Source organism: Micromonospora sp. WMMD723 (assembly GCF_049863385.1).
GTDB classification, from domain to species: Bacteria; Actinomycetota; Actinomycetes; order Mycobacteriales; family Micromonosporaceae; genus Micromonospora; species Micromonospora wenchangensis.
Window position 1 is genome coordinate 1,313,934 of record NZ_JBMKNR010000001.1, and the last position, 23,841, is coordinate 1,337,774.

General features: G+C 73.4%; 25 protein-coding genes. 11 read left to right on the forward strand and 14 right to left on the reverse strand.

Annotation, left to right across the window (positions count from 1 at the left end):
* Positions 1–34 precede the first annotated feature (34 nt).
* Positions 35–835, forward strand: a complete 801-nt coding sequence (locus tag ACN261_RS06015; RefSeq protein WP_425848814.1) for an alpha/beta fold hydrolase — start codon at positions 35–37, stop codon at positions 833–835.
* 21 nt (positions 836–856) lie between these two features.
* On the opposite strand, the gene ACN261_RS06020 is transcribed toward ACN261_RS06015, so the two are convergent.
* The 4 genes from ACN261_RS06020 to ACN261_RS06035 all read right to left on the reverse strand — a co-directional run bounded on the left by ACN261_RS06020 (position 857) and on the right by ACN261_RS06035 (position 4,428).
* Positions 857–1,816: an asparaginase gene (locus ACN261_RS06020; protein WP_425848816.1), complete on the reverse strand. Its 960-nt coding sequence runs from the start codon at positions 1,814–1,816 to the stop codon at positions 857–859.
* 128 nt (positions 1,817–1,944) lie between these two features.
* On the reverse strand, positions 1,945–2,772 hold the full coding sequence (locus ACN261_RS06025; RefSeq protein WP_421484347.1) for a 3-keto-5-aminohexanoate cleavage protein: 828 nt from the start codon (positions 2,770–2,772) through the stop codon (positions 1,945–1,947).
* A 142-nt stretch (positions 2,773–2,914) separates the two neighbouring features.
* On the reverse strand, positions 2,915–4,027 hold the full coding sequence (locus ACN261_RS06030; RefSeq protein ID WP_425848818.1) for a YgfZ/GcvT domain-containing protein: 1,113 nt from the start codon (positions 4,025–4,027) through the stop codon (positions 2,915–2,917).
* Positions 4,024–4,428 carry a Fur family transcriptional regulator gene (locus ACN261_RS06035; RefSeq protein ID WP_204925011.1) on the reverse strand — a complete coding sequence of 135 codons (405 nt, stop codon included), beginning with the start codon at positions 4,426–4,428 and terminating at the stop codon, positions 4,024–4,026. Before ACN261_RS06035 ends, ACN261_RS06030 begins: the two co-directional genes overlap by 4 nt.
* 91 nt (positions 4,429–4,519) lie before the next feature.
* Between ACN261_RS06035 and ACN261_RS06040 the strand changes: the two genes are divergently transcribed.
* Entirely contained in the window at positions 4,520–5,362 is an 843-nt protein-coding gene (locus tag ACN261_RS06040) for an aminotransferase class IV (protein ID WP_425848821.1), read from the forward strand.
* A gap of 76 nt (positions 5,363–5,438) precedes the next feature.
* On the opposite strand, the gene ACN261_RS06045 is transcribed toward ACN261_RS06040, so the two are convergent.
* Positions 5,439–6,029, reverse strand: a complete 591-nt coding sequence (locus tag ACN261_RS06045; protein ID WP_421484350.1) for an FABP family protein — start codon at positions 6,027–6,029, stop codon at positions 5,439–5,441.
* Between the two features lie 16 nt (positions 6,030–6,045).
* The gene (mtfM, locus tag ACN261_RS06050) at positions 6,046–6,150 is read right to left on the reverse strand and encodes a small membrane protein MtfM (RefSeq protein WP_067315095.1); all 105 of its coding nucleotides are present in this window, start codon (positions 6,148–6,150) and stop codon (positions 6,046–6,048) included.
* Positions 6,151–6,162: 12 nt separating this feature from the next.
* On the opposite strand from mtfM, the gene ACN261_RS06055 reads away from it, so the two are divergent.
* The 3 genes from ACN261_RS06055 (at position 6,163) to ACN261_RS06065 (ending at position 9,042) form a co-directional block, all read left to right on the forward strand.
* A complete protein-coding gene (locus ACN261_RS06055) occupies positions 6,163–6,537 on the forward strand; it encodes a DsrE family protein (RefSeq protein WP_145921867.1) in 375 nt (124 codons plus the stop codon).
* Positions 6,538–6,610: 73 nt separating this feature from the next.
* On the forward strand, positions 6,611–6,988 hold the full coding sequence (locus ACN261_RS06060; protein WP_421484351.1) for an SCP2 sterol-binding domain-containing protein: 378 nt from the start codon (positions 6,611–6,613) through the stop codon (positions 6,986–6,988).
* On the forward strand, positions 6,988–9,042 hold the full coding sequence (locus ACN261_RS06065; protein WP_425853563.1) for a glycogen debranching N-terminal domain-containing protein: 2,055 nt from the start codon (positions 6,988–6,990) through the stop codon (positions 9,040–9,042). The genes ACN261_RS06060 and ACN261_RS06065 overlap by 1 nt, the downstream gene beginning before the upstream one ends.
* A 9-nt stretch (positions 9,043–9,051) precedes the next feature.
* Here the strand turns inward: ACN261_RS06065 and ACN261_RS06070 are convergent, their stop codons facing one another.
* Together ACN261_RS06070 and ACN261_RS06075 are read right to left on the reverse strand one after the other, a co-directional pair.
* Positions 9,052–9,828, reverse strand: coding sequence for a hypothetical protein (locus ACN261_RS06070; protein ID WP_425853564.1), 777 nt, complete (start codon positions 9,826–9,828; stop codon positions 9,052–9,054).
* Between the two features lie 114 nt (positions 9,829–9,942).
* Positions 9,943–10,428, reverse strand: a complete 486-nt coding sequence (locus tag ACN261_RS06075; RefSeq protein WP_425848824.1) for a winged helix-turn-helix domain-containing protein — start codon at positions 10,426–10,428, stop codon at positions 9,943–9,945.
* Positions 10,429–10,729: 301 nt separating this feature from the next.
* Between ACN261_RS06075 and ACN261_RS06080 the strand changes: the two genes are divergently transcribed.
* On the forward strand, positions 10,730–15,112 hold the full coding sequence (locus tag ACN261_RS06080) for a S8 family serine peptidase (RefSeq protein WP_425848827.1): 4,383 nt from the start codon (positions 10,730–10,732) through the stop codon (positions 15,110–15,112).
* 468 nt (positions 15,113–15,580) lie between these two features.
* Here the strand turns inward: ACN261_RS06080 and ACN261_RS06085 are convergent, their stop codons facing one another.
* On the reverse strand, positions 15,581–15,820 hold the full coding sequence (locus ACN261_RS06085) for a winged helix-turn-helix domain-containing protein (RefSeq protein ID WP_421484354.1): 240 nt from the start codon (positions 15,818–15,820) through the stop codon (positions 15,581–15,583).
* A gap of 513 nt (positions 15,821–16,333) precedes the next feature.
* Between ACN261_RS06085 and ACN261_RS06090 the strand changes: the two genes are divergently transcribed.
* On the forward strand, positions 16,334–16,600 hold the full coding sequence (locus tag ACN261_RS06090) for a DivIVA domain-containing protein (RefSeq protein ID WP_425848830.1): 267 nt from the start codon (positions 16,334–16,336) through the stop codon (positions 16,598–16,600).
* Complete coding sequence (locus tag ACN261_RS06095; RefSeq protein WP_421484356.1) at positions 16,597–16,851, forward strand: hypothetical protein; 255 nt, start codon at positions 16,597–16,599, stop codon at positions 16,849–16,851. The genes ACN261_RS06090 and ACN261_RS06095 overlap by 4 nt, the downstream gene beginning before the upstream one ends.
* Positions 16,852–17,062: 211 nt before the next feature.
* Here ACN261_RS06095 and ACN261_RS06100 read toward each other — a convergent pair whose 3' ends face one another.
* The 5 genes from ACN261_RS06100 to ACN261_RS06120 form a co-directional block, all read right to left on the reverse strand.
* Positions 17,063–17,383, reverse strand: coding sequence for a DUF1416 domain-containing protein (locus ACN261_RS06100; RefSeq protein ID WP_088643163.1), 321 nt, complete (start codon positions 17,381–17,383; stop codon positions 17,063–17,065).
* Positions 17,384–17,386: 3 nt separating this feature from the next.
* Positions 17,387–18,235, reverse strand: a complete 849-nt coding sequence (locus tag ACN261_RS06105) for a sulfurtransferase (protein WP_421484357.1) — start codon at positions 18,233–18,235, stop codon at positions 17,387–17,389.
* 203 nt (positions 18,236–18,438) lie between these two features.
* On the reverse strand, positions 18,439–18,567 hold the full coding sequence (locus tag ACN261_RS06110) for an Ms5788A family Cys-rich leader peptide (RefSeq protein WP_342747087.1): 129 nt from the start codon (positions 18,565–18,567) through the stop codon (positions 18,439–18,441).
* 64 nt (positions 18,568–18,631) lie between these two features.
* Positions 18,632–19,411 (reverse strand): DUF2993 domain-containing protein, encoded by a 780-nt coding sequence (locus tag ACN261_RS06115; protein WP_421484358.1) that lies wholly within the window; start codon positions 19,409–19,411, stop codon positions 18,632–18,634.
* A gap of 144 nt (positions 19,412–19,555) precedes the next feature.
* Entirely contained in the window at positions 19,556–20,596 is a 1,041-nt protein-coding gene (locus ACN261_RS06120) for a hypothetical protein (protein WP_425848836.1), read from the reverse strand.
* A gap of 273 nt (positions 20,597–20,869) precedes the next feature.
* Between ACN261_RS06120 and ACN261_RS06125 the strand changes: the two genes are divergently transcribed.
* From ACN261_RS06125 to mshD, 3 genes are all read left to right on the forward strand, one after another.
* Positions 20,870–21,586: a winged helix-turn-helix transcriptional regulator gene (locus ACN261_RS06125; RefSeq protein ID WP_088643167.1), complete on the forward strand. Its 717-nt coding sequence runs from the start codon at positions 20,870–20,872 to the stop codon at positions 21,584–21,586.
* A gap of 176 nt (positions 21,587–21,762) precedes the next feature.
* On the forward strand, positions 21,763–22,650 hold the full coding sequence (locus ACN261_RS06130; RefSeq protein WP_425848839.1) for a polysaccharide deacetylase family protein: 888 nt from the start codon (positions 21,763–21,765) through the stop codon (positions 22,648–22,650).
* A gap of 45 nt (positions 22,651–22,695) precedes the next feature.
* Complete coding sequence (gene mshD, locus ACN261_RS06135) at positions 22,696–23,619, forward strand: mycothiol synthase (protein WP_425848842.1); 924 nt, start codon at positions 22,696–22,698, stop codon at positions 23,617–23,619.
* Positions 23,620–23,841 lie beyond the last annotated feature (222 nt).

The following is a 23,841-nucleotide window of genomic DNA, read 5'->3' on the forward strand; positions in this document are numbered from 1 at the left end:
CGACACCGGATGCCCGGTCCGTACCTTGCACGGCGTGACCACGAACATCGCCGTCAACGGCACCACCCTGGGGTACGACGAGGCGGGCAGCGGCAGCCCGGTGCTCCTGCTGCACGCGGGGATCGCCGACCGGCGGATGTGGCACGCCGTCCGGGACGCCCTCGCCGACCGGTTCCGGGTGATCTGCCTGGATCTGCGCGGCTACGGGGAGTCCGCGCTGCCGCCGGAGTCCTTCGCCCACCATGACGACGTCCGGGCGGTGCTGGACGCGCTCGGCATCACGCGGGCCGCCCTGGTCGGCTGCTCGTTCGGCGGGGCGGTGGCGATCGACACCGCGCTGGCGTACCCGCAACGGGTGTCGGCGCTGGCGCTGTTCGGCACCGCCGTCTCCGGGCACGAGTGGTCGGAGCAGACCGAGGAGTTGTGGGACACCCTCGTCGGCGAGGTCGACGAGGAGGATCTCGCGGCGAGCGCGGCCGGTGAGGTGCGGTTCTGGGTGGTCGGGCCGTACCGGCGACCCGAGGATCTGGACCCGGCGCTCGTCGCCTTCGCCGAGGAGTCCGACCGGCGGGCCCTCGCCGCCGAGCAGGCGCTGAGCGCGGTGGACGTCGTCGAACTCGACCCGCCCGCCATCGACCGGCTCGGTGAACTGAGCATGCCGGTGCTGGTCACCGCCGGTGCCGTCGATATTCCGGACATCATCCGGTTGGCCGACCGGATCGCCGCCGAGGCACCGGACGCCCGCCGCCTCCCCGACGTCCCCGACGCCGCCCACCTGGTCCCGCTGGAACGCCCGACCCCGGTGGCCGACGCCCTGCGCGCCTTCCTCCCCTGACAGTGAGGATGTGGCAGCGGGTCACCAGACGGGACGGACCGCGCCGACGGGCAGACCACCACCCAGCAGGGGCAGTTCGGCGTACTCGGTCAGCACGGGGGCCTGCACGTTGAGCCGGCGCAGCCCGGAGACCAGCACCGGCATCCGGGCCCGGGTGGCCCCGTCGTCGATCTTGACGGCGACCGCGCCGACGCCCGGCAGCGCGGCGGCGATCACGCCCTCCGCGCCGATCTTCGCCAGCATCCCCGGCACGCCCCGCATCAGCCGGGTGTCGTCCGCCCTGGTGCCACCGACCAGCTCCGGATGCGTCCGCATCGCGTCCGCGACGGTACGCTCCGGGGAGCCCGGCCCGGCGGTCACCAACCGCAGGAACGCCCGCGCCAGCCCGGTCAGCGAGACCGCCAGCACCGGCGCACCGCAGCCGTCCACGCCGACCGCCGCCGCCCGCTCGCCGGTGAACTCCTCGATGGTGGCGGTCAGCCGCCGCTGCAACGGGTGCTCCGGCCGCCAGTACCCGTCCAGCGGCCAGCCGGCGGCCAGGCAGGTCGACAGCATCCCGGCGTGCTTGCCGGAGCAGTTCATCGCCAGCCGGCTCGGGCCACCGCCGGCCCGGAGCACGGCCTCCCGGGCGGCCTCGCCGAACGGCAGGTCGGGCGGGCAGTGCAGGGCGTCCGGGTCGAGACCGGCGGAGCGCAGCAGCGCCGCCACCCGGGCCAGGTGGAACTCCTCACCGGCGTGGCTCGCCGAGACGAGCGCGACGTCGGCCGGGTCGGTCGCCGCCAGCCCGGCCCGGAGCATGCCGAGCGTCTGCAACGGCTTGCTGGCCGACCGGGGGAAGATCGGCGAGGTGCCGTCCCCGGCGCCGGCCACCGGTGCGCCGGCGGCGTCGAGCACCACCACCGAGCCCCGGTGCACGCCCTCCACGAACCCCGACCGGACCACCTCGGCGAGCGGCCCGCCACCCTCGTACGTCTTGGTCACCCTGGGAAGGTACCGACGCGGGCCGACGCGCCCGGCACCCGGGTGACCTGCGACGTCTGCCACGGGGGTACGGAGCGCCGGGCCGGGCATGACTTACCGACGCCTGACCGCCCCCGCCGGGCCGGCGGCTACCGGCCGAGCAGCCGACGGGCCTCGGTGGTGGTCAGCGGCGGACGCTGGGCGAGCTGCGCGAAGCCGACCGCGCGGGCGACGAGCTGCATGTTGGACTCCACCGGGCGGCCCTTGGCGTACGTCACGGTGTCCTCCATACCGACCCGGAGGTGACCGCCGGTGGACAGCGAGGCCAGCATCACCGGGATGGTGCTGCGACCGACGCCGGTGGCCGAGAAGGTGGTGCCCGCCGGCAGGTCACGCAACATCTGCTGGGCGGCGACCAGGGTGGCCGTGGTGCCCGGCATCCCGCCCGGCACCCCCATCACGAAATCGACGTGCACGTGCCCGCCGTGCGGCAGGCCGTACCGGTCGAGCAGGCGGGACAGGGCGGCGAGGTGACCGAGGTCGAAGATCTCGTACTCGGGGAGGATGCCGCGTTCCTGCATCCGGGTGTGCAGGTCGACGATGAACTCCCACCGGTTGAGGAAGACGTCGTCGCCGAAGTTGACAGTGCCCATGGTGCAGGAGGCCATGTCCGGGGCGGCGTCCAGCACGGCCAGCCGGTCGGCCTCCGGGTCGGTCACCGCGCCGCCGGAGGAGAGCTGCACGATCAGGTCGGTGCCCTCGCGCAGCGCCGCCACCGTCTCCCGCAGCCGCCCCTGGTCGAGGGTGGGACGGGCCTTGTCGTCCCGGATGTGGACGTGGATCACGGAAGCGCCGAGCGCCTCGCACTCCTTGGCGGTGAGCAGCAACTCGTCGAGGGTCACCGGCAGCGCCGGCACCTCCGCCTTGGCCGACTCCGCGCCGGTCGGGGCAACCGTGATCAACGTCCCTGTCGTCATGCCGGCGATGGTAACCGCCCAGGCCGCCTGAGGTCGATGCCGCAGCCGGGCCGGGACAGGAAGAACCGCACGCTCGCAGGCAGTTACGCGAAGAACTTCCCGTCCCTGCGGCAGCAGATGGGCATCCTTGTCGCCGGGTCGGCTACTCCGGGTCGACGGCGGCGGCGGTGTCGCCCACCGACAGCCGGGCGTCGTCGGCGAGGTTGCGCTTGACCACGGCCAGCGCGACCTGACCCAGCTCGAAGTGGTGCACGGCGGTACCGACGAAGCCGACCGTCCGGCCGTCCAGGGTGACCGGGGTGCCCGCCACCGGAAGCTGGTCGGTGGTCACCCCGTCCAGGTGCAGCAGGACGAGCCGACGCGGCGGCCGGCCCAGGTTGTGCACCCGGGCGACCGTCTCCTGACCCCGGTAGCAGCCCTTGTCGAGGTGCACCGCCGGGGCGATCAGTCCCACCTCGGCGGGGATGGTCCGGTGGTCGGTGTCCACCCCGACCCGGGGCTGCCGGGCGGCCACCCGCACCGCTTCGTACGCCCACAGCCCGGCCGCCGGCACCCCGGCGGCACGCAGCTCGGCGACGACCCCGTCCAGGGCCGGCCGGGGCACCAGCAGGTCCACCCCGAGCGGGACCCGTCGGGCCCACCCGCCACCGGTCAGCGGCTGCACGTCGTAGCGGACGGTGGGGCGGGGGGGCAGCTCGCCGGAGCGGAACTTCGGGCCCGGCACCGCGAGCACCTCGGGTGCGGCCAGCCCGGTCACGCCCAGCGTGGCGACGGCATCGGTGGCCTGCGGCCCGACCAGCGACAACAGCGCGTGGTCGGCGGTGGCGTCGCGCGGCTCGACCTGGCTGAAGAACCGCATCTTCTCCAGGTACGTCAGCAGGCCGGCGGTCATCCCCGGTTCGGTGTCCAGCCAGGTGGTCGTACCGTCCTCGGTGACCATGGCGTGCTGCTCGACGTGCCCGTGCGGGCTGAGCACCAGCAGCTCGGTGCCCTGCCACGGGCCGAGCGCGGCGAGGTGCTGGCTGGTCAGGGTGTGCAGCCAACCGATCCGCTCCGGGCCGGAGACGGCCACGACCCCCCGGTGCGAGCGGTCCACCAGACCGACCCCGGTGGCCAGGGTGCGCTGCTCGCGCAGCGGGTCGCCGTAGTGCGCGGCGACACCCCGCACCCCGGCCGCCCGGTGCTCGGCGTCCGGCTGGTCCCGGCTGGCCTCGTCGATCGCCTCGACGGCGACCGCTCCCCCGATGTCGATCATGTCGGTTCCCCGTCCTCGCAGTTGTGGCAGACGCCGAAGAGCGCCACGTGCCCGATGTCCACCCGGAAGCCCCGCCCGGTGGCGAGCTGGTCGGCCAGCGGACGCATCAGCTCCGGATCGATCTCGTCGACCGCGCCGCACTCGCGGCAGACCAGGTGGATGTGCTGGTGCTCACCCGCCGCGTGGTAGGTCGGCGAACCGTGCGACAGGTGGGTGTGGGTCACCAGGCCGAGCCGTTCCAGCAGCTCCAGCGTCCGGTAGATGGTGGTGATGTTGACCCCGGCGGCCACCTCACGGACCGCGGTGTGCACCTGCTCCGGTGTGGCGTGACCCAGGTCGAGCACGGCTTGGAGGACCAGTTGCCGCTGCGCCGTCAGCCGCAACCCGCGGGAGCGGAGCATTTCCGCCAGCGAGGATTCGGACACCGTCCGATCATAGTTCGGCCGGCGGCCCGCGCCCGGCCACGTCGTGCCGCCGCTAGGCTCGGCGGTCGTGGTGGCATCGAGGATCGCCGTGCTCGGCCGGGGCGTCGTCCCCGTGACGAAGGCGGTGCTGCGCGGGGACGACCTGGGTACGCTGCGCGGCGACGGGCTGTTCGAGACCATGCACCTGCGCGGCGGACGCCCCTGGCTGCGGACCGAACACCTGGCCCGGCTGCGCGCCGGAGCCGCCGCCCTGGAACTCCCGCTGCCGCCCGACGCGGCCCTGGTGGACCTGCTGGACGCCCTCGTCGACGGCTGGCCCGACGGGGTCGAGGGCGCGTTGCGCCTGGTCTGCACCCGGGGGCCGGAGGGTGGCGGGCTGCCCACCGTCTACGCCACCCTGGCCGAGGTGCCGGCCGCCGCGAAGCGGCTGCGCCACGCCGGGGTCACCGTCGCCACCCTGCCCCTCGGGGTGCCGGCCACGGGCCGCCCCGAACTGTCCTGGCTGCCGACGGGCATCAAGTCCATCTCGTACGCCACCAACAGCGCCGCGCGCCGCTGGGCCGCCCGGACCGGCGTGGACGACGTGCTCTGGGTCTCGACCGACGGCTACGTGCTGGAGGCTCCGGGCGCGAACGTCGTCTGGCTGGACGGCGACACCCTGTGCACCGTCCCGGCCGACCGCACCGGCATCCTGCCCGGCACCACCTGCGGCTGGCTGCTCGACCACGTGACCGGGCTGGGCCTGACCCCCGCCGAGCGGATGGTCACCCCGGCCGGGCTGCACGCCGCCGCCGGAATCTGGCTGACCTCGTCGGTACGCGGCCTGGTCGAGGTCAGGGCCTTCGACGGCGAGCCCCGCCCGGCCTCCCCGCACACCCCCCGCCTCCGGGGGCTGCTGGGCTTCGTGTGATCGACACGACGGGGCCGACGTTGCGGTATCTCCGCTCGCGGACGCCGCAACATCGGCTCCCCTGAGTCGATCAACGTCAGCCGGCCACCCGGATCAGCCGGGCGGACAGATGCGGGGAGAGGCTGTGGCCCATGCCCGCCATCTCCTGGGCGTAGAGCAGCGCCCCCTCCACGATGCCGAAGAGCCGGGCGCCCGCCGTCACCTCCTTGGCGGTGGCCGTACGCACCACCGCGTCGGTGGCGAACTCGATCTGCGTACCGGTGCGCCGGCCGATGTGCAGCTCCATGATCCCGGTCGGCGAGGTCATCAGCGCCTCCAGCTCGTCGGTGACCCGCTCGCCGTCCAGCACCGGACGCCACCAGCCCACCTCACGCCCGGCCGGACGGACCGGACGGCTCTCGTCGTCGAGCAGCCAGGCCCGCGACTCGTAGAACAGGAACGGCCGGCCGTCGTGGCTGATCCGGATCTCCTGGGCGTAGTCGAAGTCCTCGATGGTGGGGAAACCGCCCCGCCCGCGACCCCGCCACACCCCGACGTACGGCAGCAGCCCGTCCAGCGACGGGTGCAGCTTCGGACCGACCCGCAGGTCGTGGCTCTCCTGGTACGGGTACTCCTCGACCGGCGGCGCGTTCAACCACGGCGGCTGAAGGGGGTTCTCGTCGCTCACCGGTTCTCCTCGGTTGTCACCACTTACCTCTCGACAGGCGTACGGCCAGGTAGACCAGGCCACCGGCGAGCGCGCCCAGGCCGGCGACCAGCAGGCTGACGAACCCGATCTCGGTAACCATCATGGTCATCCTATGCTGGGCCCCATGGGCCGCACTCTCGTCGTCAAGGCCACCGCCGGAGCGGACGCCCCGGAGCGGTGCGCGCAGGCGTTCACGGTCGCCGCCACGGCCGCCGCCGCCGGGGTGACCGTGTCGCTCTGGCTGACCGGCGAGTCCACCTGGTTCGCCGTGCCCGGTCGGGCCGGGCAGTTCACCCTGCCGCATTCGGCGCCGCTGACCGACCTGCTGGACGTCATCCTCGCCACCGGCCAGGTCACCGCCTGCACGCAGTGCGCCGCCCGCCGGGACATCGGCCCGGACGACGTGCTGCCCGGCGTCCGGATCGCCGGCGCGGCGGTCTTCGTCGAGGAGGCGATGGCCGAGGGCGCGCAGGCGCTGGTCTACTGACCCGGCCGCACCGGCCCCACCGGGCGGTGCCGATGTTGCACCTGTCTGTAGGCATTTTGCCTACCATGCGTAGGTGAGTCGGGCGACGGACGAGTTCTTCGCGGCACTGCCGGCGCGTGCCCCGGCGGTGCTGCGTGCCCCGGTCACCGGAACGCTCCAGATCGACCTGGTCGACGACGACCACACCGACCACTGGCTGGTGCGGATCAGCCCCGGCCGGGCGGTGGTGGAACGGGCCAGCGGCCCGGCGGACGCCGTCTGGAGCAGCAGCGCCGACCTCTTCGAACGGCTGGTCACCGGACGCGCCCAGGGCGTCGCGGCGGTGCTGCGCAACGAGTCCACGTTCAGCGGCAACGTGATGCTGTTCCTGGTGTTCCGGCAGTTCTTCCCCACCCCGCCCGGGGTACGCGACCCCCGGGAGACCGCCCGTGAGCAGACCGGGCGGGCGTGATGCAGCAGCGGGTCAGCATCCTCGACGGCAACACCTTCCTGGTCTGCGACGGGCGCGGCGACGTCGAACCGTCGTTCGACTTCCCGACCGGGCTGTTCTCGTTCGACACCCGGTTCCTGTCCACCTGGCTGCTCACCCTCGACGGCGAGCGGCTGCACGCCCTCTCGGTCGACGACGCGCACTCCTACCAGACCCGGTTCTTCCTCGTCCCGGGCGAGCCGACGCACTACCTCGACGCCAAGGTGTCGATGATCCGCACCCGGTCGATCGGCGGGAACTTCACCGAGGAACTCACCGTGCTCAACCACTCCGGCCGGGAGATGCGCTTCGACCTGCGGCTGGAGATGGGCTCCGACTTCGCCGACCTCTTCGAGATCAAACACCAGCAGCCGAAGAAGGGCCGGACCAGCGCGGTCGCCGGGGACAACACGCTGCGGCTGAGCTACCGGCGGGAGGCGTTCCACCGCGAGGCGACGATCACCAGCAGCACCGACGCCCGCGTCGACCAGGCCGGGATGACCTGGTCGATCACCGTCGCCGCGCACTGCGAGTGGAGCACCCGGCTGACCGTGACGCCGATCATCCACGGCGCGCGGGACGAGGACGTCCGGGCGATCACCGCGCTCGGGGCGGTACGCGGGCCGTCGGTCATCCGCGACGAGCAGGAGGAGCTGGTCGCCCGCGCGCCCCAACTCGGCTGCGACTGCGAGCCGCTCGCCGGGGCGTACCGGCAGAGCCTGCACGACCTGGCCGCGCTCCGGTACGAGTCGATCACGTTGGGCGTACGGCTGCTCGCGGCCGGTCTGCCCTGGTTCATGACCCTGTTCGGGCGGGACAGCATGCTCACCTCGTTGCAGGTGCTGCCGTTCCTTCCCGAGCTGGTGCCGCCGACGATCCTGATGCTGGCCGGGCTCCAGGGCTACCGGCTCGACGACTTCCGCGACGAGGAACCCGGCAAGATCCTGCACGAGCTGCGGTACGGCGAGACCGCCGGTTTCGAGGAGCAGCCGCACTCCCCCTACTACGGGGCCGCCGACTCGACCCCGCTGTTCCTCATTCTGCTCGACGAGTACGAGCGGTGGACCGGGGACTCGGCGCTGGTCAAACGGCTGGAGTTCGCCGCCCGCGCCGCCCTGCACTGGATCGACACCTACGGCGACCTGCTCGGCACCGGGTACGTCTGGTACCGCAGCCGCAACCCGGAGACCGGCCTGGAGAACCAGTGCTGGAAGGACTCGTGGGACGCCATCTCCTACGCCGACGGCCGGCTGCCCGGCTTCCCCCGGGCCACCTGCGAGATCCAGGGGTACGCCTACGACGCCAAGCGGCGCGGCGCCCGGATGGCCCGGCTGTTCTGGAACGACCCCGAGTACGCCGACCGGCTCGAACGGGAGGCTACGGCGCTCAAGGAACGCTTCAACCGGGACTTCTGGATTCCGGAGAAGGAGTACTTCGCCGTCGCCCTGGACCCGGACGGCCGGCACGTCGACTCGCTCACCTCCAACATCGGCCACCTGCTGTGGAGCGGCATCGTCGACGAGCCCCGGGCGGCCCGGATCGCCGAACACCTGCTCGGCCCCCGGCTCTACTCCGGCTGGGGGGTGCGCACCCTGGCCACCGACGAGGGCCGTTACAACCCGATCGGCTACCACGTCGGCACGGTGTGGCCGTTCGACAACGCGTTCATCGCCTGGGGCCTGAGCAGGTACGGCTTCCGGGACGAGGCGGGGCGGATCTGCGAGGCGATGCTCGACGCCTCCCGGTTCTTCGACGGACGGCTACCGGAGGCGTTCGCGGGCTACGAACGCACCCTCACCGACTACCCGGTGCAGTATCCGACGGCGTGCAGCCCGCAGGCCTGGTCGGCCGGCACCCCGCTGCTGCTGTTGCGGGTGCTCCTCGGTCTGGAACCGCAGGGTGAGCACCTGATCATCGATCCGATGGTGCCGGAGGGGATGGGTCGGGTCGAACTGTTGGACATCCCGGGCCGGTGGGGTCGGGTCGACGCCCTGGGCCGCAGTCGTACCCCGCGCGAGCACATACCCCGCCACTGACCTGGCGGATCAGCCGGGGCAGCCGGTGGAGGCGGCGAGCCGTACCTGCGCGCCGGTGCCGTCGGCGAGGACGGTGGCCGGGCCGCTGCGGTAGGCGTACACCTCGGGCAGGTCGGCCACCGGGGAGCCGGCGGCCAGCGGACGCAGGCCGGTCAGCGCGACCGGCGCGTCGCCGGCCGAGACGGCGACGGTACGGGCGGTGCCGCCACCCGGGCACGGCGCGGTGACCTGTTCCGGGGCGGACCGCGCCGGGCGGCCCAGCGCCCGCAGCGCGGCGTCCAGCGTGGGGTCGGCGGGGGCCGCCGACGGCTGCGGATAGCCGGCACCGACCGGGCGGCACCCGGTGTCGGCGGTGAACCGGACCCGGCCGCCGCTGGTGACCCGGCCCTGCACGGCGACGAACTCCCCGGCGTCGGCGCGCAGCCGGGGACCCGACGCGCCGGCCCGCACCCCGGCCCGCCAGTCGGCCGGCAGCCGGTCGGCGACCCGGTCGAGCAGGGCCCGCTCGCCGCCCTCGGCGACCAGCACGTCCAGCCCCCGGGTCAGGGTCGCGCCGTCGGCCATCGGGGTGATCCGGCAGCCGCGCTCGACCTGCGGGGCGGTCAGCGCCCAGGCGCCGTCGCCGACCGCCGCGACCAGTTCACCGAGCGCCCGGTCGACCACCGGGCCGGCGTCGGCGAGGGTGCGCTGCTCCTTGACAGTCGGCGGGTCGTGCCGGGCCGACCACCAGGTGAGACCGCCCACCACCACCGCCCAGGCCACCGTCACGGCCAACAGCCACGCCAGCCGGCGGCGCGACGCGGACGGACCGGGCGGTGGGGCGTACCCCTGCTGGACGGCACCGTTCACCGGGCCATCGTGTCACGCCCCCGCCGCCGGCCCACCCGCCGGTGCCCGGGGTCAGCCGCGCGGTACGGCGAGCCGGTAGCCGACGCCGCGTACGGTCTGCACCTGTGGGCCGCCGGCCACCTCGCGCAGCTTGCGGCGCAACCGCTTGACCGCCGAGTGCAGGATGGCCGCGTCGCCCAGCCAGGTGCCGCCCCAGACCGAGCCGAAGATCCGTTCGTAGCTCCAGACCGCCCCCGGGTCGCCGGCCAGCCGGGCCAGCAGCTCCCGTTCCAGCCGGGTCAGCGCCAGCGGCTCCCCCCGCCAGGTGACCAGGTGGCGGGGCGGGTCGACGACGAGATCGCCGCAGCGCACCGGGACCTGCTCCGGCGGGGGCGCGGGGGCCGGCACCGGTGCGCCGGGGAAGAGCATCGCGCGCAGCTCGGCCAGGTCGGCGCAGATCACCACCGGGCCGAGGTCGTCGAGCCGGCGGACCACCCGCTCCCGGACCGCGACGTCAGCGCTGACACAGACCACGAAAGGGATGTCGACACCGGTCACCCGTCCTCCCCAGGACCGCACCCGCCGCCCGCTGCCCGGCGGGCCCGTCTGCCCACGACGGGGGCCGGCGCGGCCTGCCGTCAGCCTAGCGGTCAGCGTGGCGCCCGGTTACTGACCGAATACTGACCGACCCGATCCATTGATCAGCTTGGTTCTCCGGCTGAGCATGATGCACAGCGGCCGTGGGGGCCCACGCAGCACCCGACACCGGCCACCTCCTCAGCCGCTCCGCGTGGCCGCGACCCCGGCACACGCGGCCGGGCCCGAACCGATCGGGCCCGACGACGTGGGGAGGAACAGCGTGCTCAGACGACCGACCGGACGACCGTCCCGGTGGCGATTGGTGGCCGCGCTCGCGGCCGGACTCCTGGGCCTCACCGCCCAGCCCGCACTACCCGCCGGGGCCGCACCGGCCGCACCCCGGGCCACCGTGGACCGGCAGGTCCTCGACGGGCTCGCCGACGGCACCGAGACCTTCCTGGTCTACCTGCGCGAACAGGCCCCGCTCGGGCAGGCGGCCCGGCTGCGCAGCCCGGACGCCCGGGCCGCCGAGGTGCACCGGCTGCTCACCACCACCGCCGAACGGACCCAGCATGACCTGCGGACGGTGCTGGACGACCGGAAGGCCACCTACACCGCCTACTGGATCGCCAACGCGCTGCGGGTGACCGGGGACCGGGCGCTGCTGGACACGATCGCCGCCCGGCCCGAGGTCGAGCGGATCGCCGCGACCCGCAGCTACCCGCTGATCCGTCCGGTCCGCAGCACCGCCGCCCGGTCCGGCACCGACGCCGTCGAGTGGGGGCTGACCAACATCGGCGCACCCCGCGTCTGGGACGAGTTCGGCGACCGGGGTGAGGGCCTGGTCGTCGCCAACATCGACAGCGGCGTGCAGTTCGACCACCCCGCGCTGGTCAACTCCTACCGGGGCAACCTCGGTGGCGGGACGTTCGACCACAACTACGACTGGTACGACCCGGCCGGCATCTGCCCGCAGGACGCCCCCTGCGACAACAACGACCACGGCACCCACACCATGGGCACCATGGTCGGCACCGACGGGTCCGCCAACCAGGTGGGGGTCGCCCCGGGCGCGAAGTGGATCGCCGCCAAGGGCTGCGAGTCCAACAACTGCTCGGACGCCTCGCTGCTGGCCGCCGGCCAGTGGGTGCTCGCCCCGACCGACCTCAACGGCCAGAACCCCCGCCCCGACCTGCGCCCCGACATCGTCAACAACTCCTGGGGCGGCGACGGCGGCGACCCGTGGTACCAGCAGACCGTGGCCGCCTGGCGGGCCGCCGGGATGTTCCCGGTCTTCTCCGCCGGCAACGACGGCCCGGCCTGTGGCAGCGCCGGCTCCCCCGGTGACAACCCCAACGCGTACGCGGTCGGCTCGTACGACGTGAACAACGCCATCTCCAGCTTCTCCGGCCGGGGTGACGCCACCGACCCGGCCGGGCTGAAGCCGAACATCGCCGCGCCCGGCAGCAACGTGCGCTCCAGCGTCCCCGGTAACGGGTACGCGTCGTTCAACGGCACCTCGATGGCCGCCCCGCACGTCGCCGGCACGATCGCCCTGATCTGGTCGGCCGCGCCCAGCCTGCGCGGGGACATCACCGGCACCGAGGAGCTGCTCGACCGCACCGCGACCGACGTCGACGCGACCACCTGCGGGGGCACCGCCGCCGACAACAACGTCTTCGGTGAGGGTCGGCTCAACGCGTACGAGGCGGTCCGGCAGGCCCCGCGCGGTCCGGTGGGCCAGGTCGGCGGCCGGGTCACCGACGAGGCGACCGGCGACCCGGTGGCGGGTGCCACCGTCGCCACGGGCGCGCGCAGCGTCACCACCGGCACCGACGGCAGGTACTCGCTGACCGTGCCGGCCGGCGAGACCACGCTGACCGTCTCCGCGTACGGCTTCCGCACGGCGACCGGCACCGTGACCGTCCCGGAGGACGGCTCGGTCACCCGCGACTTCGCCCTGACGGCCACGCCGACGGTCACCGTCTCCGGCCGGGTCACCGACGGCTCCGGGCACGGCTGGCCGCTGTACGCCACGATCGAGGTCGCCGGCCGCCCCGGCGGACCCGTCTTCACCGACCCGGTGACCGGCCGGTACTCGTTCACCGTGGCCGGCAACACCGACTACAAGCTGACCGTCACCGCGAAGTACCCGGGCTACCGGACGGTGACGAAGGACCTGACCGTCGGGTCGACGGCCACCACGGCCGACGTCCCCGTCCCGGTCGAGGCGGCCTGTGTCGCCGCCGGCTACACCGGCAGCCTCAGCGCGCCGCTGCTGTCGCAGAGCTTCGACGGCACCACCGCACCGGAGGGCTGGTCGGTGCGCAACCGCACCGAGAAGGGCGGCTGGGTCTTCAACGACCCGGGCGCGCGGGGCAACCTGACCGGCGGCACCGGCGGGTTCGCGATCATCGACAGCGACAAGCTCGGCACCGGCAACACCCAGGACACCGACCTGATCGCCCCGCCGGTCGACCTGACCGCCTCGGCCGCGCCGCTGCTGCGTTTCCGCAGTGACTGGCGGGCCGTCGGGATCAGCGACACCGCCGACGTGGACGTCTCCACCGACGCCGGGGCGAGCTGGACGAACGTCTGGCACCAGACCGCCAGCCGGCGCGGCCCCCGGGTCGAGGAGGTGCCGTTGACCCCGGCGGCCGGTGCGGCGCAGGCGCTGGTGCGCTTCCGGTTCAAGGGCACCTTCGCCTGGTGGTGGCAGGTGGACGACGTCCAGCTGGTCAACCGGGACTGCACACCCGTGCCCGGTGGCCTGGTGGTCGGCAACACCACCGACCGCAACACCGGCGCGGCGGTCAACGGGGTGACGGTGACCAGCGTGGACCGGCCCACCGACACGGCCGTCTCGGCGGCCACCCCGGACGACCCGAACCTGCCGGACGGCTTCTACCACCTCTTCTCGGGGCTGACCGGCACCCACCCGTTCACCGCCGCCAAGCCGCCGTACACCCCGGTCACCCAGCAGGTGACGGTGGTGGCCGACAGCACCCGCCGGGCCGACCTGGCCCTGGCCGCGGGGCGGCTCACCGTCAGCACCACCACGATCGAGGCCCACCAGCCGTACGGCAGCACCCGCACCGCCAAGGTGACGGTCCGCAACACGGGTTCCGCCCCGGCGACCGTGGAACTGCTGGAACGTGGTGGCGGGTTCGAGGTGTTGTCCACCGGCGGCGCGCCGCTGCGGGAGCAGGTGGTCAAGGGGATCAGCACCGGGCGTACCGGTGCCCGGTACGGCGGCGGGAACGCCGACGCCGCGCCGCAGGCCGACGACGCGTGGGCCCGGATCACCAACCTGCCCGCCGCGATCTACGACAACGCGGCGGCCAACCTGGACGGCAAGGTCTACTCGGTCGGCGGCGGTGGCGACACCGGCAACGAGCGCAAGGCCTGGGTGTTCGATCCGGCCACCGGCGTCTGGACGGCGCTGCCCGACCTGCCGCACGCCCGTTCCAAGCCGTCCGCCGTGGGCATCAGCGGCAAGCTGTACGTGATCGGCGGCTGGGGCGCAGGCGACGGCATGGAACCGTCGGTGGACGTCTTCGACCCGGCCAGCGGTTCGTGGAGCACCCTGGCCGGGGCGGTCAACCCGGCACCTGCCGCAGCGGCCGGCACCGCCGTGGCCGGGGGCAAGGTGTACCTGGTCGGCGGCTGCGTCGACAGCACCTGCACGGAGAGCAACAAGCTGGTGGTCTTCGACCCGCGTACCGGCACGTTCCGCACCGGCGCGGCGTACCCGCACCCGGTCTCCTGGGTGTCCTGCGGCGGGATCGGCAGCCAGGTGTACTGCGCGGGCGGGGTCGCCGCCGACGAGTACACCGACACCTGGCGGTACGAGCCGGCGTCGGACTCCTGGAGCCCGCTGCCGAACCTCCCGGTCGACCTGTGGGGCTCCCAGTACGCGTCGGCCGGCGGCATGCTGGTGCTGGCCGGCGGGGTGACCGGTGGCTCGACGTCGGTCACCAACCGGACGCTCGGCTTCGACCCGGTCGCCGGGGCCTGGAAGAACCTGCCGAACGCCCAGTTCAGCAGGTACCGGGGTGCCGCCGCCTGCGGGGCGTACAAGATCGGTGGTTCGCCCAGCTCGTTCGTCGGCTCGGCGGACAGCGAACGGCTCGGCGGGCTGGAGGGCTGCTCGGACGCCAGTGACCTGCCGTGGCTGTCGACCGCACCGACCAGCTTCACGCTCGCCCCGGGGGCGTCCCAGACGGTCACCGTCACGCTGACCGCCACGGCGGCGGCCGGGGTGCTCCAGCCCGGGGCGTACTCGGGTGAGCTGGGGCTCACCTCGAACACGCCGTACCCGGTGTCGTCGGTCGGTGTCGAGATGAACGTCTCGCCGCCGAACAACTGGGGCAAGATCCAGGGCGCGGTGACCGGGGTGACCTGCGGCGGCCAGACCGTCGGCGTCCCGGCGACGATCCGGCTGAACCTGGTCGGCTCGACCACCGGCACCACGCTCACCGCCGACGCCCAGGGTCGCTACGCCTGGTGGCTGCCCAAGGGTAGGTACGAGGTGATCGTGGCCAAGGACGGTTGGGTGCCCCAGGTCCAGCGCACCGTCGTGGAAGCGGGCATCGTCGGGACGCTCAACTTCGGGCTGACCCCGACGTCGACCTGCGCGGGCGTCCGGGCATCCGGCCTGTGACCGGCTGACCGCATTGACGGTGGCCGTCGCCCCCTCCCGGGTCGGCGGCCACCGCCACCTCCCCCGGGCCGCCCACCCCTCCGGCCGCCCCGCCCCGTGGGGCGGCGTCTGCCGTGATCAACTCCTTTGGGTCGATGTAGCGGTATCCGCCCGCTCCGATACCGCTACATCACTGACCACGTGTTGACCGTGCTGCCCCGACGAGCTTCGGCCGCCGGGGACCGACCTCTCCACCGGCTCGGGGAGCCACACCATGCTCTGAACCGGGTATGCCTGTGGGTCATATTTATGACCCACAGGCATACCCGTCTCCGGGGACAGCGTTCCCGGTCGGGATCAGTGAGGGTGAGGCAGCAGGGCAGCAGTGACCCTGTCCTGAGCACCGGTACCGGTACCGGCACCCGGCAGTCACCGAGGAACGGTCACTCAGCGGCGCACAGGCAGCGGCAGAGCGCCATCAGATTCAGGTCAGGGCTTACGCAACCAGGTCGCCGGGTCGGTGATGTAGATGCCCTTGCCCTGGTGGCGGCTGATCACTCCGAGCGCCTCCAGCCGCACGTTGACCAGGTTGATCGTCGACGGACTGACGTTGAACCGGCTGCACTGCTCGGTGATCGAGGGCAGCTTGTCTCCCGGCTTGTACTTACCCGACCTGACGTCGGCGACGATCTCGTCGGAGATCCGGATGTAGTCCGGGGTCGCAGGCATGGCACTCCTCGCGTGGCACCCGCGATTCGATCACGCTCTCATCACGGCATGCAACTACGCATTGCAACCGGTCGTCGACTCTTTCAAGTTCCTCAAATAAGTTGGTCGGCGAGCGCTCCTCGCGTGGCAACGAGCAGGGCTCTCCCCGGCCGGGGCGGGTGCAGTGGAAGGGAAGCCACCTGCCCCGGCCACCTTTCACGGCAGCACGATCCCCGCTGCCCCTGCGGAGAGGTGATCCCCATCGTGTGCAGGTTCCTCCGGCTGTTCCGCCGGAACCGGTCGACGGCCACCGACCGGCCCGTGACAAACGACCGGCCCAAGACAGCCGAGCAGCCTGGGGCAGCAGAGCGGCCGTCCGCCCGGCACCGGGTCACCAACCGGCCCCCGGCCAACCAAGCCCCGGCCAGACATCCCGCGAGCAACCGGACCGGCAACCGTCCTGTCCAACCGTCCGGGCCGCCGGGGCGGCAGAACACCGGGCACCACGGGCCGGCGGCCCACCACCATCAACCCGTGGCGCACCGGCACCAACCGGTGGGGTACCAGAACCGCCCGGTGGCGCACCGGCCGCTCTGCACGAGCCAGGTGCGGCAGCAGCGGTTCCGGCGGTCCCGGCACGGGTTGGACCCGGCCGAGGTGGACGGGTTCCTGCACCGGATCGCCGACGAGCTGGCGGTGCTGCACGCCGAGCTGGCCCGTACCCGGGAGGAGAACGCGCGGATCAAGGGTGCGCTGCACGACTGGCAGTCCCGGTTCGCGCCCCGGGTGGTGCGGGTGTGACCGCCGCGACCGAGCGCGAGCGGTTCGTCGTACACCTGACTGTCGCTGCCGACGACCTGCCGGCGGCGACGCTGCTGGCCAGCGCGATCGGCCGGTCGCTGGCGTTCCTGCCGGAGTTGGTGCTCGGCGAGACGACGGTTTCCGAAGAGGGCGGGTCGGAGCCACAGCATCAGGTCTTCTGCGACAGGCGGCTCGGTGGGCGTCGACGCTGCGTCCGGCGGGTCGACCACCAGGGCGGATGCACCTCGTAACGCCGCCGGCCGGGCGACGGCCCGGTGGGCGGCCGGGCGACGGCCGGGCGGACTGCCGGGCGACGGGCACCTCGCGCCTGCCGGGCAGCGGGCACCCTCGCGCCTGCCGGGCGCGGACATCCGGTTGTCGGGCGGGCCGCCGAGGGTGCGACGGCTCGGGGCCGGTCACCCCGGGTGGGGTGACCGGCCCCGGGCCGATCGTGAGCGTGGGTCAGGCCACCGTGACGGTGACCTCGTTGACGCCCCGGTTGGCGGTCACGGCGGTGTCGCCGTTGCCGTGCCGGGACAGCGCCCGCAGGGTCCAGTTGCCCGGCGCGGCGAAGAACCGGAACTGCCCGGCCGGGGAGGTGACGACCTCGGCGGTGAACTCACCCGTCGAGTCGAGCAGCCGGACGTACGCGCCGGGCACGACGTCGCCCGACTCGGCCAGCACCTGGCCGGTGATGACGGTTTCCTTCTCCAGGTCCAGGCTGGCCGGCAGGGGCGCGGACTGGTCCGGCGCGGCGCAGCCGGCGGCGGTGGGAGCGGTCATGGCTCAGGCCTCCCCGGGCTCGTCGCCGAGGGCCACCGGTACGCCGACCAGCGAGCCGTACTCGGTCCAGGAACCGTCGTAGTTCTTGACGTTGGTGTGGCCGAGCAGCTCCTGGAGGACGAACCAGGTGTGCGAGGAGCGCTCGCCGATCCGGCAGTACGCGATGGTCTCCTTGCCGTCGTCCAGCCCGGCGTCGGCGTAGATCTTGCGCAGCTCGTCGTCGGACTTGAAGGTGCCGTCCTCGTTGGCCGCCTTGGACCACGGCACGCTGATCGCGGTGGGGATGTGCCCGGCCCGCTGGGCCTGCTCCTGCGGCAGGTGGGCAGGGGCCAGCAGCCGACCGGCGAACTCGTCGGGGCTGCGCACGTCGACCAGGTTCTTGGTGCCGATCGCGGCGACGACCTCGTCGCGGAACGCCCGGATCGAGGTGTCCGGCTCGCTCGCGACGTACTGGGTGGCCGGGCGGGTGACCGCGTCGGTGACCAGCGGGCGGGCGTCCAGCTCCCACTTCTTGCGACCGCCGTCGAGCAGCTTGACGTCGCGGTGGCCGTAGAGCTTGAAGTACCAGTACGCGTACGCGGCGAACCAGTTGTTGTTGCCGCCGTAGAGGACCACCACGTCGTCGTTGCCGATGCCCCGCTCGGAGAGCAGCGCCTCGAACTGGGCCTTGTTGACGAAGTCCCGGCGGATCGGGTCCTGGAGGTCGGTCTTCCAGTCGAGCTTGATGGCGCCGGCGATGTGGCCGGTGTCGTAGGCCGAGGTGTCCTCGTCGACCTCGACGAAGACGACGCCCGGGGCGCCGAGGTTCTTCTCGGCCCATTCGGCCGAGACGAGTGCGGTGTCGCGACTCATCAGATCACTCCCTGGTGAGGATGGGTGGTGAGCCAGCGCGGGTGGTGGAGATCGGTGATGTCGCACCATGCGCAGGACCCAAAGAGGAACGGATCACGGGTTCGTGCGACGGCGCCGCTGCCGGGCGTTTCGGAGGGTTGGCACCGAAGGTCGGGAGGACCCTGAGTGCGGTGGCCGCTAAGCGGCCGGAGACAGCCCCGCCGTCAGATGACGGAGCGACACAGGCAGGTGGCCACGCGGCACAGGTCGACCGCGCGCCGTTTGGTGAGGTGCGTCCCCATGGGCTCGGAGCCTACCAGCCGTCCCGGAGAGTGCCAGCTCACGACCAACATGCGGGACGCGGGCCCACCTGGCGGGCAGCGCCGGGCGGGTCCGCGTCCACAACTGAGCGGTGACTCAGCTCGGCGAGTTGATCGGGACGTCCTTCGCGTCGGCGGTCACCGCGAGCCCCTCCGGGCGCGGCTCGACCTTGCGCACGTTGAGCTGGAACGGCAGCGACGGCAGTGGCACGTCGACCGAGATGCCCCGGGCGTAGTTGTTCAGCAGGGTCCGGGCCAGCGGCACCGCCGGCAGCCCCTGGGCGTTGAGGTCGCTGAACTTCAGCGACACCTTGCCACCGTCGGCCACGGTGACGTCGGCGGTGCCGGTGACGGTGAGCTTCTGGCCGAGGATGTCGACAGGCGCGGTGACGGCGAGCTTGCCGTTCTGCTCACCGAGCTTGAGCCCCGGCCGGTCCAGCAGCTTGGCCAGGCTGTCGTAGGTGACCGTGCCGGTGCCCGCCACCGTCTCGGCCACCACCTCGCCCTGCCCGGAGCGGATGGTGTCCAGCGGGGCGCGCACGTTGCGGGCGTCCACGTCGAGCCGGGGCAGGCTGACCGCGTTGCCCTCCACCGACCCCTGCACGTCGGTCAGCACGATGGAGATCCGCTCGTACCGGCCGTCGACGACCTGGGTGAGGAACGGGAAGCCGCCCACGTCGACCTGGGGCGGCGCGGAGCTGGCGTCCTGATCGGTGATCGCCTGCTGCACCTGGTCGGCGATGGCCCGCTCGGCCAGCCCGGCCGCCACCCGGTCGGCCACCACCAGCAACCCGCCCAGGATCAACACCAGGACGACGAGTACGACGAGCCACCTGCGCCCGCGCCGCCGGGGCCGCTCCTCGTACGTCTGCGCCACGCCCGTCTCCGTCCCTCGTCGCCGTCGCGGATGCGCGACGTGCCCGTCATCGATGCCGCCGCCTGCGGCGCACCGCTACTACCCGAGCGCCGCCGCGCCCAATCGCGCCGCGCGCCCCACCGCCGTCAGCCGGCGGCAGAGAAATCAGAGAAAGAGCACACACATCGCGTACGCCGCCGGAGCGGCGAGCGCGAACCCGCCGAGCGGGCCCTGCATGTGCCGGGCGATCCACATGGTGGGTGGCTCGCCGGCCATCAACCGGCCCGCCTCGGCGTAGCCGACGGCGAGGTCGGCCAGCACGGCGGTGGCCGCGGTGACCAGCCCGACCACCGCGGCGCTGGTCGGGGTGAAACCGACCAGGTAGCTGCCGAGCAGGGCGCTGGTGAGGGTGCCGACCATCGCGCCGACGACCACCCCGGCGGCCCCCCGGGGCACCTGCGGCGCGAGCCGGGGCCAGGCGAGCACGGCGTCGGTGAGCCGGGCCACGGTGAGGGCGACGCCGGCGGCGACCAGGCAGACGGTGATCGCCTGGGTGCCGGCGGGAATCCGGCTGAGCGTGATCAGGGTGGCGAACGCCACCACACCGACCACGATCAGCAGGGTGGTGCCGAGCGAGTCGGTCACCCGGACCCGGTCCACCCGACGGACGAGCTGGCCGAGCACCCCGACCAGGAACCCGCCCAGCGCCACGTACCCGAGCGGGGCCAGCCCGGCCACGTCGGTCTGCACGGCGGCGACGTCGGCCGCGGCGGCGACCGCGCCGCTGGTCAGCGCGACCAGCAGCAGCGCGGGCGGGCGCATGGCCATCGTCCAGGCCAGCACGAAGAGCAGTTGCACGCCGAACACGATGATCGCGAACGGCAGCCGGTGCCCGGGGCCGGCGGTCTGCGCGCCGAGCACCAGGCCGACGCCGAGCAGCGCGGCGAAACCGGCGACGGTCAGCGAGAGCGGCCGGCGCACCTCGACCGGCTCGACCGGTTCCTCGTCCGGCTCGACCTCGTCCTCCTCGCTGCGCCGCGGCTGGCCGCCCTTGCGGAACCGGCGCGGGCCGCGCTGACGGCGGCTCCCGGCGTCCTCGTCGGGGGCGGGACCGGGCGCGGTCCCTCCGGCCGGGCCGGCGGGCCCGTCGGGGGCGTCGTCGGCCCACGGGTCACGGCCGGTCTCGGGCGAGGTGGAGGGAAACACGCCCCGATCGTGCCAGACCGACGGGGATCGGCGGGGATCACGGGGTGCCCGACGGGGATCACGGTTTCGGCGACGTTAAAACCTGACCGGTGATCACGGGCAGATCCGACAAACAGGAAAGGACGCCGAGGTGACAGCGGCGCAATCGGTTAGGCTCAGGCTGTTACCCGCCCGTCAGCGACGCCGGGACCCACGCAAGTTCTCAGCGCCCTGCCCACCCGCGGGGCAGCTGGTCGCGTGCGGCCGAAGGGCCGCCGGGACGGAGGTGATCGTGTGGAGCTCCTGCTGCTGGTGACCGCGCGCGCAGGTGAGCCCTCGGCGGTGCTGCCGGCACTCGACCTGTTGCCGCATTCGGTCCGTACCGCACCGCGTGACGTCCGCACCCTGGTTTCCGGGCCCAGCCCGGACGCCGTGCTGGTCGACGCCCGGTCCGAGTTGAGCGAGGCCCGTGCCACCTGTCGCATGCTGCACGCCACCGGCCTGGGCGTGCCGCTGGTCGCGGTGGTGACCGAGGCCGGCCTGATCGCCCTGAACGCCGACTGGGGCGTCGACGACGTGATCCTGGCCGGGGCGGGGCCGGCCGAGGTGGAGGCCCGGCTGCGGCTCGCCGTGGGTCGGCTGAGCAACGCCACGTCCGGGGCCGGCGGCTCGATCCGGGCCGGCGAGCTGAACATCGACCCGGACACCTACGCGGCGAAGCTGAAGGGCCGGCCGCTCGACCTCACCTACAAGGAGTTCGAGCTGCTCAAGTTCCTCGCCCAGCACCCGGGCCGGGTGTTCACCCGGGACCAGTTGCTGCGCGAGGTCTGGGGATACGACTACTTCGGCGGCACCCGGACGGTGGACGTGCACGTCCGGCGGCTGCGGGCCAAGCTCGGCTCGGAGTACGAGTCGATGATCGGCACGGTCCGCCAGGTGGGCTACAAGTTCGTGGTCCCGCCGTCGTCCCGGTCGCTGCCCGAGTCCGAGCCCGCGCCGCTGCCGGTCTGATCCCGGGCGGTATTGCCGCACCCCGATAGGACTATTTCCCATACGCCCCTTTCGCCCCTGTTGTCGGTTCTATTCTTGGTGCCGTAATCAGCAGGGGTGAAAGGGGCTACGGTGCGTGCACTGACCACGGGGGCGACGAGAGGGCCGTCCCGCGATCCGGACCGGCGGTGGCGCTGATGCGTACCCGGTCGACCGGCGGGACCGTCGGGACCGTCGGCGTAGTCACGCTGGTGCTGGCCGCCCTGCTCGGGTCCGCGTACGCGCTCGGCCGCAGCATGATCCCCGACCCGCCCCGTCAGCCTCTCGGCGCGTCGGCGCAGGTCGACGGCGCCCAGTACGGCGAACAACCCGCCGACCCGGCCGCGCCGCCCGCCATCCGCCCCGACGGCTCCAGCCCGGCCGGCACCCCCACCGCCGGGGCCGACCCGGACACGCCGCAGCCGGCCAGCGGCGGTGACGGCCCGTTCGGCAGCCACGCCAGCACAGGCACCGGTGAGGTCGCGCTGACCTTCGACGACGGTCCCGACCCGACGTACACCCCGCAGGTGCTGGAGGTGCTGCGCGCGTACGGGGTCAAGGCGACGTTCTGCGTGGTCGGCGAGAACGCCCAGGACCACCCGGACCTGATCCGCGCGATCGTGGCCGACGGGCACACCCTGTGCAACCACTCGTGGCACCACGACGTGCTGCTCGGCAAGCGCTCCCCCGCCCTGATCCGGGCCGACCTGATCCGCACCAACGACGCCATCCACGCCGCCGTGCCGGACGCCCCGGTCAGCTACTTCCGGCAGCCCGGCGGGGCCTGGACCTACCCCGTCGTGTCGGTCGCCGAGGGGCTGGGGATGACTCCGCTGCACTGGACCGTCGACCCCAACGACTGGCAGGTCCCCGGGGCCGCGAAGATCACCGCGACGGTCTCCCGGGACACCGGGCCGGGCGCGGTGGTGCTCATGCACGATGCCGGCGGCGACCGGCAGGGCACCGTGGACGCGCTGCATCGGCTGCTGCCCGACCTGACCAGCCGGTTCCGGCTGGAGGCGCTACCGCCCGGCGGGGCCAACTGAGCCGGCGGGGCCGACCGGGCGGGCGACGCCGACTACGGTGGCGGGATGAGCAGCGTCGAACCGACCGTCGACCGGGTGGCCCGCACCGACCGCCTCACCCCGGACGAGGTGACCGAGGTGCTGGCCCTGGCCCGGCTCGGCGGCGACGCCGACGGGGCCGACCCGTTCGACGAGCACACCCTGCTGCGGCTGCGTGACCCGCACGCGCCGGCCGGGCACCTGACCGCCCGCGCCGCAGACGGCACCCTGACCGGGTACGCCCACCTGGACACCACCGAGCCGGAGTCCGGGGTCGGGGTGGAGCTGGTGGTGCACCCGGCCTTCCGGCGGCGGGGCACCGGACGGGCGCTGGTCCGGGGCGTCCTCGCGGCGGCCACCGGCCCGCTGCGGGCCTGGGCGCACGGCGACCACCCGTCCGCCGCGGCGCTCGCCGTGGATCTCGGCTTCACCCGGGCCCGGGTGCTCTGGCAGTTGCGCCGCCCGCTGACCGCTGCGGTGCCACCGCCCCGCCTGCCCGACGGGGTGACGCTGCGGTCCTTCCGCCCCGGCGTGGACGACGACGCCTGGCTCGCGCTCAACGCCCGCGCCTTCGCCACGCACCCCGAGCAGGGCCGGTGGACCACCGACGACCTGCGCGCCCGGCTGGCCGAGCCGTGGTTCGACCCGGACGGTTTCCTGCTCGCCGTCGACTCCGCCGGGCGGCTGCTCGGCTTCCACTGGACCAAGGTGCACGAACGGCCGGGCTCGGCCCGTACCGGTGAGGTCTACGTGGTGGGGGTGGACCCGGACGCCCACGGCGGCGGCCTGGGCCGGGCGCTCACCACGGCCGGCCTGGCCTACCTGCGGGACCGGCGCGGGCTGGACCGGGTGATGCTCTACGTCGACGAGTCGAACACGGCCGCCGTCGCGCTCTACGAACGGCTCGGGTTCGCCCGCTGGTGCGGGCACGTCAACTACCACCTGGGCTGACGCTCTCCCGTCCACTCGACCCCGGCCGGCGACCGGCCGGGGTCATGACCGGCGTTGTCTCCGCGCGGTAACGGTGGGGCCACGCACGGATAACGACTGCCCGGATATGTCGCATCAATGCGGATACCGGGACGGCAGTTCACCTAACGGACAACCCTCCCTCAGGCAGCGGTCACCTTCCCGGCCGGGGCTGTTCATGCCCCGTTCACTTCCGACCGGCAA